Source organism: Microbacterium arborescens (genome assembly GCF_030369635.1).
Lineage (GTDB): Bacteria > Actinomycetota > Actinomycetes > Actinomycetales > Microbacteriaceae > Microbacterium.
The window spans coordinates 25,757-41,495 of record NZ_CP128474.1 but is presented as its reverse complement, the minus strand read 5'-3'; the positions used below and the strand labels follow the sequence as shown (position 1 = coordinate 41,495).

Annotated in this window: 13 protein-coding genes, 2 tRNA genes and 1 pseudogene; 11 read left to right on the top strand and 5 right to left on the bottom strand. The window is 67.2% G+C overall.

Features of this window, described 5'->3' with window-relative positions; translation table 11 throughout:
- Positions 1 to 720: 720 nt before the first annotated feature.
- On the bottom strand, positions 721 to 1,182 hold the full coding sequence (locus QUC20_RS00205; protein WP_289330543.1) for a hypothetical protein: 462 nt from the start codon (positions 1,180 to 1,182) through the stop codon (positions 721 to 723).
- Positions 1,183 to 1,483: 301 nt separating this feature from the next.
- On the opposite strand from QUC20_RS00205, the gene QUC20_RS00200 reads away from it, so the two are divergent.
- The 7 genes from QUC20_RS00200 (at position 1,484) to QUC20_RS00170 (ending at position 10,426) form a co-directional block, all read left to right on the top strand.
- Positions 1,484 to 2,956: a DUF3375 domain-containing protein gene (locus tag QUC20_RS00200; RefSeq protein ID WP_289330542.1), complete on the top strand. Its 1,473-nt coding sequence runs from the start codon at positions 1,484 to 1,486 to the stop codon at positions 2,954 to 2,956.
- Positions 2,949 to 3,692 (top strand): DUF4194 domain-containing protein, encoded by a 744-nt coding sequence (locus QUC20_RS00195; RefSeq protein WP_289330541.1) that lies wholly within the window; start codon positions 2,949 to 2,951, stop codon positions 3,690 to 3,692. Before QUC20_RS00200 ends, QUC20_RS00195 begins: the two co-directional genes overlap by 8 nt.
- Positions 3,689 to 7,048, top strand: a complete 3,360-nt coding sequence (locus tag QUC20_RS00190; RefSeq protein WP_289330540.1) for an ATP-binding protein — start codon at positions 3,689 to 3,691, stop codon at positions 7,046 to 7,048. Before QUC20_RS00195 ends, QUC20_RS00190 begins: the two co-directional genes overlap by 4 nt.
- Positions 7,049 to 7,343: 295 nt before the next feature.
- The gene (locus QUC20_RS00185; protein ID WP_289330539.1) at positions 7,344 to 7,559 is read left to right on the top strand and encodes a PLDc N-terminal domain-containing protein; all 216 of its coding nucleotides are present in this window, start codon (positions 7,344 to 7,346) and stop codon (positions 7,557 to 7,559) included.
- Positions 7,560 to 7,566: 7 nt separating this feature from the next.
- Entirely contained in the window at positions 7,567 to 7,776 is a 210-nt protein-coding gene (locus QUC20_RS00180; protein ID WP_289330538.1) for a hypothetical protein, read from the top strand.
- Between the two features lie 994 nt (positions 7,777 to 8,770).
- Positions 8,771 to 9,934 (top strand): hypothetical protein, encoded by a 1,164-nt coding sequence (locus QUC20_RS00175; RefSeq protein WP_289330537.1) that lies wholly within the window; start codon positions 8,771 to 8,773, stop codon positions 9,932 to 9,934.
- A gap of 9 nt (positions 9,935 to 9,943) precedes the next feature.
- Positions 9,944 to 10,426 carry a hypothetical protein gene (locus tag QUC20_RS00170; protein ID WP_289330536.1) on the top strand — a complete coding sequence of 161 codons (483 nt, stop codon included), beginning with the start codon at positions 9,944 to 9,946 and terminating at the stop codon, positions 10,424 to 10,426.
- A gap of 265 nt (positions 10,427 to 10,691) precedes the next feature.
- On the opposite strand, the gene QUC20_RS00165 is transcribed toward QUC20_RS00170, so the two are convergent.
- Positions 10,692 to 10,789: transfer RNA gene (locus QUC20_RS00165), tRNA-Leu, on the bottom strand.
- On the opposite strand from QUC20_RS00165, the pseudogene QUC20_RS15960 reads away from it, so the two are divergent.
- Positions 10,764 to 11,029: pseudogene (locus tag QUC20_RS15960) on the top strand (hypothetical protein); the annotation flags it as partial. The gene QUC20_RS00165 and the pseudogene QUC20_RS15960 overlap by 26 nt on opposite strands.
- Here the strand turns inward: QUC20_RS15960 and QUC20_RS00160 are convergent.
- The 3 genes from QUC20_RS00160 to QUC20_RS00150 all read right to left on the bottom strand — a co-directional run bounded on the left by QUC20_RS00160 (position 10,965) and on the right by QUC20_RS00150 (position 13,048).
- Positions 10,965 to 11,582: a GNAT family N-acetyltransferase gene (locus QUC20_RS00160; protein ID WP_289330535.1), complete on the bottom strand. Its 618-nt coding sequence runs from the start codon at positions 11,580 to 11,582 to the stop codon at positions 10,965 to 10,967. The pseudogene QUC20_RS15960 and the gene QUC20_RS00160 overlap by 65 nt on opposite strands.
- Entirely contained in the window at positions 11,579 to 12,820 is a 1,242-nt protein-coding gene (locus tag QUC20_RS00155) for a cation:proton antiporter domain-containing protein (RefSeq protein ID WP_289330534.1), read from the bottom strand. The genes QUC20_RS00160 and QUC20_RS00155 overlap by 4 nt, the downstream gene beginning before the upstream one ends.
- A gap of 144 nt (positions 12,821 to 12,964) precedes the next feature.
- Positions 12,965 to 13,048, bottom strand: a tRNA-Leu gene (locus QUC20_RS00150).
- 141 nt (positions 13,049 to 13,189) lie between these two features.
- Here QUC20_RS00150 and QUC20_RS00145 point away from each other — a divergent pair.
- From QUC20_RS00145 to QUC20_RS00135, 3 genes are read left to right on the top strand one after another with little or no spacing between them, the layout of a single operon-like run.
- Complete coding sequence (locus tag QUC20_RS00145) at positions 13,190 to 13,930, top strand: FHA domain-containing protein (protein WP_289330533.1); 741 nt, start codon at positions 13,190 to 13,192, stop codon at positions 13,928 to 13,930.
- Complete coding sequence (locus QUC20_RS00140) at positions 13,927 to 14,484, top strand: FHA domain-containing protein FhaB/FipA (protein ID WP_289330532.1); 558 nt, start codon at positions 13,927 to 13,929, stop codon at positions 14,482 to 14,484. The genes QUC20_RS00145 and QUC20_RS00140 overlap by 4 nt, the downstream gene beginning before the upstream one ends.
- Positions 14,485 to 14,493: 9 nt before the next feature.
- A complete protein-coding gene (locus QUC20_RS00135) occupies positions 14,494 to 15,729 on the top strand; it encodes a PP2C family protein-serine/threonine phosphatase (RefSeq protein ID WP_289330531.1) in 1,236 nt (411 codons plus the stop codon).
- Positions 15,730 to 15,739 lie beyond the last annotated feature (10 nt).

Below are 15,739 nucleotides of genomic sequence, written 5' to 3'. Positions count from 1 at the left end.
CGTGGACCCTCGCTACGCGTCGCAGGTCGTCGGCGGGCCGATCTATCGAGTTGACTTCTGGTCGCGGGACGGGGCCAGCGACGAATGGCTGCTCGAGCACGCCGGTAGCTTCCATGATGTGCTCAGGTGGGCCACAGCTCACGCTCAAGATCGGGAATTCGTGATCTACGCGCAGGCTGACTCTGAAAGCTCGGTCATCCTGAGACTTCACGGGCAAGAGCCAGGCGCGCAATAGCGCGGCGCCACGGTCCATGCTGTGCCGGCAACGCCGGCTCGACTGCCGATCAACGAGTTCGGCCCTCCCCACTGTGTGCAGGCCGATCTGACGTGCGCTGGTAGCGACGTACCGTACGGCCTTGTCCCATTGCCGGGCGAGGATCGCGGCCTGTACGCCTCGTCGACGCGGGGCGCGGCCGCGGGGGGGGTCGCGCGTGTGCGCACGTGCTCGAGGCCGGCTGCGTCGTCGACGAGCGCGGCGACGTCGGCGTGGTGCCACCTGGCGGCGGCCGCGCCGACGAGAACGCGGCACAGCTGCGCTGAGGCATCGGCGCCGGCCGGGAGCTCCCGGAGGGCCGCTGCGCTGACGGCGGGGAGCTCGCGGCGCTGGCCCGGCAGGTACAGGCGGCGGTGGCATCGACCGGGATAGGGCCGCTGGGGCGTTCCCGGTCGGAATCTGCGGGCTCGGCGTCGTCGACGAGGGCCGCCAGGCGGCTGTTAAGTTCACGAATCGCCGCGGCAGAGGTGTGGGGCCGTCAGGACGTCGAGGGAGCCGGTGAGCGGCACGGATGCCCCTCCGTCACAGTGGGGCGCTCCTGGAGGGCGCACGCAGCCGGCGCGGGGGTTGGAAAGCGGGCAGAGGTGCTTGACGAGACGGTTGAGCGTCGCCACGGTGTCGGCTTCGATCGATTCGGCCAAGCCGACGCAGATGTGTCGGCCGCCGGCAGGACCGGACTCGCAGACCAGAAATGGGATGCCAGCGTCCGTGAGGTATCCGGCGAGGACGTTCAGGTCACGCAGGGGCGCTGCGGCGTCTCCGTGCGCGTCGAGGTCGAAGGCGAGGAACCGGAAGCGCTGATCGGCGCCCGGGAGGTACATCGCCCGCGGCCGCGCGGGTGCCTGTTCGCCCACGGCTCGGTCGATGTAGGTGTTGAGGGTGTCGCCATAGGCGTCGGCCACGGCCACGCGCCCTCGCACGCGCACGCGCACGCGAGGGAGCGGAATAATCGCACGGGTCAGCACCCAACACGCGTCTGATCCATGCTGGTTTCGAGTCATAGGAAGGGTTGTGACGGCACCACCTTCAGGCCCGCCCTGGGGGGGTACGACAAAGGTCCTGCTCCAACCGGTTCTTTGAAGGTCAAGCCTCAATCTGTCTTCGTCGCCAAATTGAGGAGATCGACGAGCTCGTGTTCGCGCTCCCGCCCACGCTCGACGGGATCTGACCTGACAGTTCGATGTCGGCGCGCCGGATACTGTTGCATGGATGGGAAGTACTCGCGCTGAGGCCGCGTATCTGCGTGCGTTGTCGGCGTTCCGCACCCCCACGCTCGATCTCCTCCACGGCCGCTACGCGCCCTTCGTGGTCGCGACGCTCTCACTCGTCTTCTCCGTCGACCGGCCGTCCGTCGAGATCTCGGATGCGCATGCCGAGGTCGCCGAGATCCTCGACGAGCTGCGTGCAGCCGGATACGACGAGGACGATCGCGCGCTGCCGGCCGGTACAGCCCGCGAGATCTGTCGCTACTGGGTGCGGGTGGGATGGCTCGTCCCCCAGATCGACGGCGACGTCGAGGTCTACCGGCTGACGGCCCACGCGGTGGGCGCGCTGGAAATCACCGGACGCACCACCGGCGGACGCACCCGCGTCTCGAACTCCCGTGTCCGCACCCTCCTGGAGGCTGTCGAACGGCTCTCCGACCACGCCGAGACCGACCCGGAGGTGCGGTTGGCTCGCCTCATCCGCGAACGCGACGCGCTCGACGCCGAGATCGCGCGCCTTCAGCTCGGGGAATCCGAGCCGATCGACGATGAGCAGCTCCTCGAAGAGGCGGAGAACGTGCTGCATCTCGCGCGCGAGCTGCCCGCCGACTTCACGCGCGTCGCGGAGTCCATTAAGGCCATGCAGCGCGATGTCATCGCCGACCTCCGGCGCGACGTGCGACCCACCGGCGAAGTGCTGCGCGAGTACCTGCAGCGCGGACAGTACGTCATGCAGTCGACGCCGGAAGGCCGGGCGTTCGCCGGCGCGCTCCGGCTGATCGGTGATCCCGAGCGCATCGACAGCCTCACAGACCAGCTGCACACCCTGCTCACACAGCCCTTCGCGCGTCTCATGGACGCCGAGCAGCGCGCCGAGCTCGACGCGATCTCGAGGCGCGTCGAACTCGGCGTCGAAGAGGTGCTGACCGCGCAGCGCCGTGCGTCGCGGGTCATCACCGCGCAGGTGCGCACGCACGACCCCATCCGCGATCGCCACGTCGACGATCTGCTGCGCGATGTCATGGCCGGTCTGCAAGCCTGGACGCACAGCACGTCATCCGAGGCCACCGTCGACATGATCCGCAGCCTGCCCACAGCCGACATCCGCCACCTGCGGCAGTCGACGACCGACATCCGCCCGCCCCGTGCGCCGGCACCGCTGACGGAGTCCGACGCAGACGCGGAGATTCTGGATGCCGACACGCGCGCGTGGGGCGGTCCGCGCTATGCGGAGCTCGAAGCTCACGTCGCGGCCCTCGGCGAGGAGTTCGATCTGGGTGAGGCCTTCCTCGCCGCGGACGACGACGTCCGCCGTCCGGTCGACTTGGTCGGTCTCCTCGAGATCGCCCACCGCAACGGCATGCGCGAGAGTGACGACCTCTCGGTGGTCGAGGCGCGTCGCCCCGATGGGACGACACGGCGCTTCGCCTTCGGATCCGTGACCGCCCGCACCTCGAAGGAGCCCGACGATGACTGACACCGCCAGCCTCGGCACAGCCGAAGACGAGGCCCCGGGTGACGGCGCATTCGTCGAGCCCGCTGCGATGGAGGACGACCTCGGCGAGCTCTTCCCCGGCGATCGCGGGGTGCTCGATCCCGCGGTGCGCCGCGTGCTCGTCCACCTGCTGCAGCGACGGTTCGTGCTCGCGGACCGCAACCGCGAGGAGTGGACGGCCCTGCTCGACAACCAGCAGCTCATCGAATCGCGCCTCAACGACCTGTTCGTGCGGCTCGTGATCGACCACGACCGGGGCGTCGCCTACAAGCAGCAGGTGCGCTCGGACGAGCTCGATGTTCCGATCCTGCTTCGGGATGCCGCATACACGCGGTCCGAGACCCTCGTCCTCGTACACCTGCGCACGGTGTACCAGCGGGAGTCGGCGGCCGGTGAGCCGGCTGCCCGGGTCGACATCGAGGACGTCGAGCAGACCGTGATGAGCTACTTCGCGGATGCCGACGGCGACACCGCGAAGCGGCAGAGACTGATCCGCAAAGCGATGGACCGGCTCGCGCGCGACGGCATCGTCGACGAGGAGACGACGGGACGCTTCCGCATCAGTCCGCTCGTCGAGATCGTCCTCAGCGCTGAGAAGCTGCGCGAACTGCGCGATTGGCTGCGCGACCGGTCAGAGGCGGACGACACCGGTGGCGTCGCGGCCGACGAAGACGACGAAGACGACGAAGACGACGAGCCTCAGGAGGAGGAGCTGTGACGATGCTCGAGACGCTGTTCGGGCTCATCCCGGCGGCATCCCGCGGCCAGCAGTGGCTCGCCGAAGACCTGCAGCTCATCAACTGGGGCGGCTACGAGGGCGCCCATCGCGTGCGCTTCTCCCCCGGTGCCACTCTTCTGTGCGGCGGCTCGGGGTCGGGCAAGTCCACGCTCATGGACGCGTACATTGCGCTCATGATGCCCCACACCACGCCCTTCAACGGCGCCTCGAACGGTGGCGTCACGGGGCGTCCGCGCGGTTCCGAGCAGCGCAACATCCTGTCCTACGGCCGCGGCAAGATCGACGAGTCGCGCACCGAGGACGGCACGAAGATGACCGTCCTCCGTGGCGACGGCGAAGACACCTGGACCGCGGTGTCGATGACGTGGATCGATCACGACGGGTCGCAGTTCACGGCGGTGCGAGCCTGGTACATCCCGGCCAGTGCACGCGTGCTCGAAGACACCGTGCGTGTGCGGGCGACGACCGATCGGGCCTTCGATCTCCGCTCGCTCGAGCCGGCCGCCGCGCAGCGACTCTCCGATTCCGCCGTGCGCGCTGCGGGTCTGGAGCCCGTCGGAACGGACCGCGAGTTCTCGGCCCGCCTGCATGCCGTGCTGGGCATCGGGGCGGCAGGGGCCGGGGCCAAGGCGATGAGCCTGCTCGCGCGCATCCAGGCCGGCCAGCAGATCACGACCGTCGACGACCTCTATAAGCGTCTCGTGCTCGAAGAGCCCGAGACGATGGAGACCGCCGACGCCGTCGTCGCGCACTTCGACGGACTCGAGAGCACGCGCATGCGCATGCTGACGGCCCGGCAGCAGGTCACCGCGCTCACGCCCATCCCGCAGTTGCGGGCGAAGATGGCCGCCGCGACCGAGCGCGTGAACCTGATCGACGAGGTCGGCTCGTTCTCGGATGCCGGTTCGCTCGCCACGCTCTGGCGAGCGGACAGACGCCTCGGGATGCTGCGCGACGTCGAGACCGAGCTGCGCGAGCGCAAGAACGCGGCCGAGGTCACGCTGCGCGAGAAGCGTGCGCTCGCAGACGGCGCCGAGGCCGAACGCGACGGCCTGATCGACGTGCTCCGGCTCTCCGGCGGGGATCGCCTGGCCACGGCGCAGCGCGAATTGCGCGAGGTGGAACGGCGGCTCACCGACGTCCGGCGTCACCGCGAGGTGCTCGATGCCGCCCTCCGCGGTCTGGGCGTCGAACTCTCGAACCGCGACGAGTTCACCGCGTTCATCTCCCGCGCGCGGGCAGAGCTCGCCGACTCCGATGCGAAGGCGCGTGCCCGCTCCGCCTTCGCTGAAGCCGCGTCGACAGCGAAGGCCGCGCGGATCGAGGTCGCAGAGCTGGAGGCGGAGGCTCAGCGCGTGGCCTCTCGCCACGGCAACATCCCACCCGCCCTGCACGAGTCGCGCGAGCGGCTCGCGGAGGCCGCCGGGCTCACGACGGCCGACCTCCCGTTCGTCGGCGAGCTCATCGAGGTGCGCACCGAGTTCGAGCCGTGGCGCGAGGCGTTCAACCTTGCGCTCGGCGGCTTCGCGACAACGGTGCTGATCGACACCGCTCACCTGGGACGCTTCCGGGCGGCGATCGAATCGGTCCACACCCCCGTGCGATTGCGTTTCGAGGGCGTGCACGCCGGCATGGAGCCGGTCGCCAACCTCGATCCGCAGACGCTCCCGGGCCGCCTCGACTACCAGAGCTCGCCGTTCACCGGTTGGCTGCAGGAGCGGCTCGAGACCCGTCACGGATACGTCTGCGTCGATTCCAGCGCCGAGCTGCCAAAGCATCGCATGGCGCTCACGATCACGGGACAGGTCGCGCAGGGCAACCGCGGCGCGCACGGTGGCCACGGTCGCGAGAACGTCCTCGGATTCTCGAACGAGCGACGCCGGCACGACGTGGCACGTCTCATCGAGGACGCTCGTCGCCGTCTCGACGACGCCCTCCGAGAGCGGAAGGTCGCCGAGACCGAGCTCGACACGGTCGACTCGCGCCTTGCCGTCTACGCCAAGATCACCGACCTGACCTGGGAAGAAGTCGACGTCGAGGCGGTCACCGCGGAACGTGAGCGCTGGATCGGCGTGCAGAGCGACGTCACAGCCGCCAACCCGGAGATCGCCGATGTGCAGCGGAGGATCTCCGACATCAAGGACCGGATCTCCCACCTGCGCGACGAGATCGCCCGCGTGTCGATCGAACGTGATCAGATCGAGGCGCAGTGGGCCGAGGTGATCGACGACGTCGATTCGGATCAGTCCGTGCTCGACGATGCCGAGCGGGCAGGGCGTACTCTCACCGCCGCACAGTCCGCGTTCCTCGACGAGCGATTCCATCTCGATGGGCCGACCTCGGACGCCAGCCCGTCCCAGGCGCTGAACCGCTTCTCCGCGGCACTCGCGACGGCCGCGCAGCGCCTCGCAGAGGACCGACGGGCGGCCGTCGACGCCCTCGACGAGAGCCGCGATGGCCTGCGACGCATCATGGTGAGCTTCCTCGAGCGGTGGCCGAATCCGAACCTGCTACCCGACCCCGACACCTCGATCGACGACTTCGAACGCGCTCTCCAGGCCCTCGAGACCAGTGGACTGCACGAGCTGGAGGCCGAGTGGCGCGACAGCCTCCTCAAACTGTCGGGCAACGACCTCACGAACCTCGACTCGACGCTCAGCCGATCGATACGCGAGATCCGTGATCGCATCGACCCGATCAACCGCATCATGCAGGACCTCCCGTTCTACGACGACGACCATCGCCTGCAGATCACCACGCGCGAGAACCAGTCCGAACCTCGCCGTCGCTTCCGGCGCGAGTTGCGCGAGGTGCGCGGGCTCATCGAGAACGCCACGACGGATGACGAGCGCGAGCACGCGTACCGCCGGATGTCGCGCCTCATCGGGCACATGCGGCGGTCGGCGCCCGACTTCGGCGACCTCATCGACGTGCGCAACCACGTTCGCGTGAGCGCCGAGCGCGTGGATGCCGTGACGAAGAAGCATGTCGCGCTCTACGACCACATCGGCGAGAAGTCCGGCGGAGAGTCGCAGGAGCTCATCGCCTTCATCGTCGGGGCGGCCCTGCGCTACCAGCTCGGCGACGCCAGCGCCGAGCGCCCCCGCTACGCCCCCGTCTTCATGGACGAGGCCCTGATCAAGGCCGACGCGCACTTCACCAAGCGGGCGATCGGGGCGTGGCGCGGACTCGGCTTCCAGCTCGTGATCGGCGCACCGAACGACAAGTACAGCGCCATCGAGCCGCACGTCGACGTCGAGTACGACATCCTCAAAGACACGCGCGGCCGCTCATGGGCCAAGCCGAAGGTCGCCCTGGAGGCCCCGGCATCCTGACGGGCTCGACGCCGGGCATCCGCCGAGGGCACGATCTCACTCATTTGTATGAACGCTCGGCACGCTTTGCTGACGTTTCGGATGCCGTTTCTCATTCATTCGGCCCACTCGAGCGGCGTGAACGCGTCTCCACCGCCTGCGTGACGCGCCTTGCGGGGACGAACGTCTCTGCGGTGCATCGCGGTCCTGACCGGCATCATGGGTGACTCATACAGGCCCACACGAGACTGTGCAATCCGCTCGAGAAGAGCACGTCAACGGGCAACTTCTTAAGTTGCTGCGCAAAGGAGGACTCATGCCGTTCTACGACATCGCCTGGACATTCGGGGGGATCTTCATCCTCATCGTCATGGTCGTTGCGTTGCTCAGCTTGGGTGGCGCGCGTCAAGAACTAGGCGTGTTCTGGTCGGTGGTGTGGTGCCTGGCAATCGTGCTTCTCCCTCTCATCGGACCGGCGGCGTGGTTCATCTACCGCGGCCCCCGGTCATCCAGAAGAGCAAAAGAAGGATAGGTATCACATGTTCAAGCGTCACCAGAAGGTCGGGCTAGGTGCCGGTATCGCGACTTTGGCGGTATCCGCGCTGCTCGTCGCGTCGCCGGCGTCCGCAGTCAGCCTGGAGGTCCCGGACTCCGGGGAGACCGAGCTCCGGACCACGATGACCGCACTCGGGGTCGACGCCGCTGACCAGGACGCTTTGATCGACAAGTCCAACTCGGGCATCGCCTGACGCCGGAGTCGTGCTCGGCTTGATCCGTCGCCTCAGGGGTGGTCTCAAGGTCGTGGCCAAGGTGAATCTCTTCGGGCCCCATCTCGGTGTCGGTGCGGACGTCGTCTTGGATTTCGACCCATCAGCGACCGCTGATGGGGATGGTCCATTGACGGGAGGGGTAGCGGTGCCAGCTCCTCTCCATCCGGGTGCGGCACTCAGACGGACCAGGACGCCGCGTCGGGCTGGGTCTTCACTGGCCCACACGGGCGGGACTTTGTCACCGACGCGCCGCATGGTGAGCGCCTGCGCCGGGCACCGCTGCGTGAGTGTCGAGATGTCCGGTGCCGTGGTGACGTTCACAAGCTCTATGAGGGGCGCTGCGTCCTTCAGTTCGTGTTCCTGAGCACGTGGCGTTGTTGCCGTCAAGTGGGCGGGCGCGGCGAAGTGATGGGTTCGCCGCAACGGGGCGACTCAGCCTTCGATCTGCCCGGTGGTGATGGTCATGGCGCGGCCTACGATTTGGAAGGCCATGTTGAAGCCGAGGAGAGCGCGCGTGCTGCTCCTTTTCGTGCACGCGTGGCGACGGACTATCTCGCGGCCTCGCAGAGCTGCGGTCCGTAGGGGGTCGTGGCTGATTCCTCAAGAACATGCGGACTATATCCTCGCCCCCTGGGGCGGTGATCAGAGCGTGATCGCGCCGCTACTAGCGCTCTACTTGCTCACTCTTCTTGCCACCGAACAGGCCTCTAGTATTTACCACGCTAGTTCTGACAAGCTGAAGGCAGGAGCCTGCACCTCGGTTCCGTAGGTAATCCAATGGAGGACACCGTGACAGTTCAAAACTGCCGAAGACCGCTCGCGATCGTGAGCGTCGCTATCCTGGGGGGGCGCATTCCTCACGGGATTCGTCGGGTCTGCCGCGCAAGCGAACGATGACCAGGCCGAAGGAATTGTGGATGCGGTCGCTGCCGAGCGGGGCGTTTTTCGCACCATCAGCGGAGACCCTATCACCGTGGAGAGCGACGACCACGAGTTGGGCGAGCGGGTAGTCACCGGGGTGACGGGCGAAGAGACACCCGTCCAGATACTCATCCAGTCCAGCGCGATCGCTGAAGGGGACCGCGCAAAGGTTGAAGAAACCGTGTCGGCTGTACCTGAACCCGCAAACTTGACCTTCTCAGAGGAACCACCTGGTCCCGTTTCCGGCGAAATCGAAACAGACCCACTCAGTGACGACCCCAAGGATTGGGAGGTCGTGAGTGTTATCGCCTTCACCGATTCGACCGCATCGTTCGCATGGCCCGAGAAGGAAACCTTCTCCGTGTACGAAGGTGACTCGCTCCTTGGCGTCAGCGAGAACGGATTGTTCGTGACGCCTCGTCTTGAACCGGAGAAGTCGTACACCTTCAGCATGATCGCGGCCTCACCGACCGCCAGATCCTCGGGTGACCAGATGAGTACGGCCTCCCGGACTATCACGTTCCAGACCTTCACGGGGGTTGCAAGCGAGGATCAGGAGCGCCTCATCGAACCTCGCACATACCAGCCGTGGTACAACCAGTACGTGCACAAGACGTTCATCCCCGATCTGCGGGTGGGCGGGCTCCAGTGCAATCTGAACCATCCGTTCGACGAATGGCACTTCGGTGGTGATTTCCGGACCTACGAGTTCCCGGCGCCCGAGACTCCCTGGGGGGTTGCCAACTACCGAACAATGATGTTCGTCAACGTCAACTGGGACAACCCCGCGCCCCACAAAATGAGCTGGGTGAAGGATGTGGGATCTACGAGAATATACAAGAATGGCAATCTCGACCGAACTCTTTACGCGAACATGGACTCGATGACGTTCCACGACGCGCAGGCGAACTCCAGCTACGCCAAGATTCGCCTCCAGCACTATGGAAGCAATCTCGGGTGCGCGCTTCTCGATTTTGAGTACAGCGGGGCGATCACCTACGGCGAAACCGTAGAGTTCTACCGCAGCGGCACGATCTCTGTCGATGGAAGCAGGTTCCGCGCTCCGGCCCACGAGATGTACGGCGGGTTTACGCCTCCGAACGGCAGCCACACCATCTGGAAGACGATCGCGCGGTTGCCGAACGATGGGTTCGAGTGCCTGCTTGGGCCACTCGCTTGCTCCCCCGGCTTCTACGAGCAGAGCGCGTCCTACTAGTCTCAGATCATGGAACGTAAGGTCGCCACCGCGAGGGGCGTGAACATGCTTTGCATGGGCATGGTTCTCGCAGTGGCGACCTTGCTCTTAGTGATCGGAGACTGGATCGTTGCCGGCGTCAATATCAACTCGATACGAGTTGACGTTCTCCATCCGGTGGCGATGTTCGCGGTTGGAGTCGGTGTCAGATTTCTCGGGTCGATCATCACGCGCAACGCCACCAGGGTGCTGCATGTGATGGTCGGAGACGTCGCCGCAGTCTTCATTGGCTTGCTCGCGTTCTTTCTCGTCGCCGCAGCGCACGATCAGGCGAACATCGTCACGCTCGCAGCGATCATCCTCACGATCATCGCTCTCCCGACCGCTGCCATCACCTCGTTGATCGCAAGCAGCGTCGCCCGGTCCCGTTCAGCGGTGGCCGTCATGGGTAGCGTGAGCTTGTGCATACTTCTCTGCGCTGTAGCCGTACAAGGCATTGTCTACTGGGCATAGCGCGGAGCGCGGCGATTTCGCGAAGTACGCCGCGCCGACGGCGGCGGATACCGCAGCGCCTCGATTTCCTCACGCCCGAGGAGGCGGAGTGCTACGCGAGCCTCCCGACGTCGGGCGCTGTCACCGTCCGGCGAATCGAACAGGGACGCTTCCCCGTTGCGGATGCCCGGACCGCGTCGCTTCACGTCCTAGCGAAACAGCGCTGAGCCCATACGAACGCCGAAGGCCTCCGCCGGTTTCCGGGTCGGAAGCCTTCGTCTCACTGTGCGCGAGGGGGGACTTGAACCCCCACGCCCTTGCGGGCACTGGCACCTGAAGCCAGCGCGTCTACCTATTCCGCCACCAGCTCGGCGACGCCCGCGCCGAGCGCCCCGCTACGCCCCGGTGTTCATGGACGAGGCCCTGATCTAGGCCGATGCCCACTTCACCAAGCGTGCGATCGGTGCGTGGCGCGGATTGGGTTTCCAGCTCGTCATCGGCGCGCCGAACGACAAGTACAGCGCGATCGAGCCGCACGTCGACGTCGAACACGACATCCTCAAGGACACGCGCGGTCGCTCGTGGGCCAAGCCGAAGGTCGCTCTGGAGGCATCGGCGTCGTGACGGCGCGGGGCATCACCTTCTCGAACCGGAACATCAGCTCCGGCACGTCCTCGTCGCCGTCGATTGCAGAGTCTTCTCCCGTCGTCGTCTCACCGCGGTGTTCGAGCGGATGTCCCGGGTGGAAGAACTCGACGATGTGAAAGCCGCACACGTTGACGTAGAAGTGGATGTTGCGCACCTCGAAGTGGGGAGTGTGGGTCTCCCAGATCCGGGTGCCCGGGTAGCGTCCCTCGATCGCGTGCCAGGCAGCCCGCCCGAGCCCCCGGCCCTGCGCCCCGGCATCGATGAAGAAGAGTTCGAGCGACCGGCGAGCGTCGTCGCCCGCGATGACCGCTCCGCCGACCACCTCGTCCCCCGCCACGATGTCGAGCACCTCGGAGGCGTCGTCGTCGAACGAGGCGAACACTTCGCGGTCAGAGGGGGTCGGGACGTCCGAGCTCGGACCCTGATCGGTCAGTGCGAGCGCGAACGCCGCCTGGAGACGCCGGGCGAACGACATCCGGTCGTTCGGGTCGGTGGCACGGAGATCCATCTGGTGGGCGGTTGCGCTCATAGCGAGTCCTTCACTTTCGACAGCCGATGGTGGTCAGGATGCGGTGGACCCCATAAACGCCGTACGAGCAACGGGCCGCCGATCCCGTGCAGCACGACGCTGCCGAGGACGACCATGCAGGTGGCGGCGAGCACGAGGAAGCCGTCCTCGCCGGGGAGTGCGTTGGCCGCGATCAGACCGAACACGATGGATGCCGCACCGCGCGGGCCCATCGCGGCGATGAAGAACCGCTCTTTGGCGGTGGCGTTGCTGCCCCGAAGGGCCAGAGCCACCGGCACGAAGCGGCCGACGGTGAGCGCGACGAGCGCCAAGACGATCGCGGGCCACCAGTCGTAGGTCTCGCTGAGCAGGATGATCGCGGCGAAGCCGAACGCCAGCCAGAGAAGGAGGTTGGCGAGCCAGCTCAAGTCCTCGAGAAGCGCGAGCTCGGCGCGCGGGATGCCGCTGGCCCCTCGTGTGACACGAATCACGAACCCGGCAACGAACACCGCCACGAAGCCGTTGCCGTGGAGCATGACCGCCGCCGCGAACACGATGACGGGCGCGGCGACGAAGGCGATCCGCATGCTCTGCGCCTCGGTCCAGCCGTGCTCCTCGGCGAACCGCGTTGTCACACCGATAGCGAGGCCGAGCAGCCCGCCCACCACGATCGCGATGAGTCCGGCAGGGGCTGCGACGGCGAACGCTCGTCCGGCGTCGCCGGTGTCCCCCGCGCTGGCGAAAGCGAGGGCACCGAGCAGCAACGGCGACACGAGACCGTCGTTGTAACCGCTCTCGACACTGAGCCACCGACGCACCCGAGCGGGTACCCGACTGTCCCGGACGAGCGAGGTCTCGGGGGCGAAGTCGGCAGGAACCGCGATGCATGCGATCGCCAGGATCACGGCGATCGACAGCCCGAGCGGCAAGATCAGACCGACCGCGAGCACGAGCAGCAGCGAGAGCGGCAGCCCGATGCCGAGGAGCCGTGCCGGGACACCCGTGAACTGCGAGCGCAACGAGCCCCGGACATCGAGGGCGTCGACGAAGAGCAGATACGCGAGCACGACCTCGGCCAGCACCAGAGTGACCTTCGACTCCATGAAGAGAAGATTCTGGGTGGGCAGGAGTGCGCCCGCGACGAGGCCGATGGCCGTCATGACGATAGGCCCGTTGACGCTCGCCCGACGGAACAGACGACTCCACAGCGCCCAGATGAACAACGCGAGGCCGATCACGAGCAGAACAGTCGTGGGCATCGGCTCTCCCGGTTCGTCACCTACGGCGCCGCCGGTGGCGACCACGCGAACTTATCGGCGTGACATGAGCACCCAATAAGAGAAAAGATGACAGAACGCCGAAGGCCTCCGCCGGTTTCCCGGTCGGAGGCCTTCGTCTCACTGTGCGCGAGGGGGGACTTGAACCCCCACGCCCTTGCGGGCACTGGCACCTGAAGCCAGCGCGTCTACCTATTCCGCCACTCGCGCGAGACCGTGTTTCCACGAACTCAACTTCCCGAGGATATCACGCCACCGACGGCCCCCGAGCCGCTATCCGAGGCCCAATGCATGGTCCGTTCAGCCTCGCTGACTACGATGAAGCAACCATCCGCCTGCCTGAGGAGCCCCGTGGGACTACTTGACAGCTTCGAGAAGGGTCTCGAGCGTGCCGTCAACGGCGCGTTCGCCAAGACCTTCCGCAGCGGCGTCCAGCCGGTGGAGATCGCATCCGCCCTCCGCAGCGAACTCGACAAGAAGGCCGCCGTCGTCAGCCGCGACCGCATCCTCGTTCCGAACGCTTTCACGGTGCGCCTGTCCGACACCGACGCCGAGCGCATGAACGCCATCGGCCCCGCCCTCCTCGACGAGCTGCGCGGCCTGGTCGAGAAGCACGCGAAGGCCCAGGGCTACTCGTTCTCGGGTGCCGTGACCGTCGCCCTGCAGGACGACCCGCAGCTGTCGACGGGCACCGTCCGCGTCGATTCCAACTCGAACGCGGGCGCCCGCGTGTCGTGGCAGGCCGTGCTCGACATCGACGGCACGCGGCATCCGATCGTCGCCGCGCGCACCGTCATCGGGCGCGGCAGCGACGCCGACATCACCATCCCCGACGCCGGAACCAGTCGGAAGCACGTCGAGATCCTCTGGGACGGCGAGCGCGCCATGGTGCGCGACCTGGGTTCCACCAACGGCACGCAGCTCAACGGCGCGCGGGTCAGCGAGGCCGCCCTGCCGTCGGACGGCGTCGTGCACATCGGTCGCACCGACATCGTCTTCCGCGTCGTCCCGCAGACTCAGGCCCCCGCGCGTCCTCGGATGTCGGCTGCCGACGCGACCCGTATGTACGACACCCGAGGTGACGCCCGATGAGTCCGCTGACCCTCCTGCTGCTGCAGATCGGCTTCCTGGTGCTGCTGTGGTTCTTCGTCTTCGCCGTCGTCTATTCGCTCCGCGCCGACCTGTTCGGTGTGAAGGTGCGCAAGCTCCCCGAGCCGGCGGCCGCCAGTGCCGCCCCGGAGACGAGCCCGGCGGTCACCCGCCCGCCCACCTCGTCTCCGGATGCCGCCACGGCGGCGGTCGGCGCCGTCGGCACTCCCCCGCCGGCGGGAAAGGGCGGAAAGGCGACGACCGACGCCGTGTCGCGCATCGTCATCACCAGCGGCCCCAAGGCCGGCCTCGAACTTCCGCTCGGCTCCGAGCCGCTGACCATCGGCCGCTCGAGCGAATCGGGTCTCGTCATCCGTGACGACTACACCTCGAGCCACCACGCGCGTCTCGTGCTGTGGGGCAACCAGTGGATGATCCAGGACCTCGACTCGACCAACGGCACGTGGCACGACGGCGAGCGCGTCGCTTCTCCGGTTCCGGTCGTCGTGGGAGCGCCGATCAAGGTCGGCGCGACGACGTTCGAACTGCGGAAGTAGCCCTCACGCATGGTCTTCCAAGGCTCCAGCGCCGCCATCTCGCATACCGGGAAGGTGCGCTCGAACAACCAGGACTCGGGTTTCTGCGGCTCGAACCTGTTCGTCGTCGCCGACGGCATGGGCGGGCACGCCGGCGGTGACGTCGCGTCGAGCCTGGCGGTCCGGCGGCTCGAGAGCCTCGATCAGGCCTTCTCGTCGACCACCGAGGCCGAGGCCGCCCTGCGCGAGGCGCTGGCCGACACCGCCGCCGAGCTGATCAGCACCGTCAAGGTGCGCCCCGAGCTCGCCGGCATGGGCACCACCGTCAGCGCTCTCGTGATGGTCGACGAGTACGCCGTCATCGCCCACATCGGCGACTCGCGCCTGTACCTCTTCCGCGACGGAGCACTCACACAGATCACGACGGACCACACGTTCGTCCAGCGCCTGGTCGACTCGGGCCGGATCACCCCCGAGGAAGCCCGCTACCACCCGCGTCGCTCGGTTCTGATGCGTGTGCTCGGCGACATGGACCCCGATCCTGAGATCGACACGTTCGTCATGCCCACGCAGCCCGGCGATCGGTGGCTGTTGTGCTCCGACGGCCTCTCGGGCGTCGTCGACGACGCGCACACCGCGAAGGCCCTCGGGCAGGGCTGGGCCCCGGGCCGCACGGCCGACAGCCTCCTGAAGCAGGCGCTCGACGGCGGCGCGCCCGACAACGTCACGATCGTCATCGTCGACGTCGGTGGGCAACACCCGCTGTTCAGCGGACCGCCGACGGTCGTCGGTTCGGCTTCGCACCCGCTCGGCATCGAGGTGCCCGCGGCTCGCCCGCAGCGCAGCAGCTGGCTGCATCCTGCCCGCCAGGCCGCGAACGAGCCCACGCACTTCGAGCCCGCGGCTGAGTTCCTCGAAGAGCTCATCGAGGAGGACCGCCGCCGCGCGCGCCGGCGCCGACTCACCTGGTTCGCCGGCTTCATCGTCATCCTCGCGGCGATCGGGGTCGTGCTGTTCGGCGCCTACAGCTGGACGCAGACCCGCTACTTCGTGGGCGTCGACGAAGACACGGTCGTGATCTACCGCGGCATCCCGCCGAGCATCGGACCGATCTCGCTCTCCTCGCCCGAGGAGGACACCGGAATCCCCCTCGCGGACCTGCCTCCGTATCAGCTCGACCTGGTGAAGCAGGCGATCACGGCCGACTCGCTCGCCGAGGCGCAGGCCATCGTCGAGAACCTGCGTGTGGACGGAGGATCATCGTGACCGGCACCGC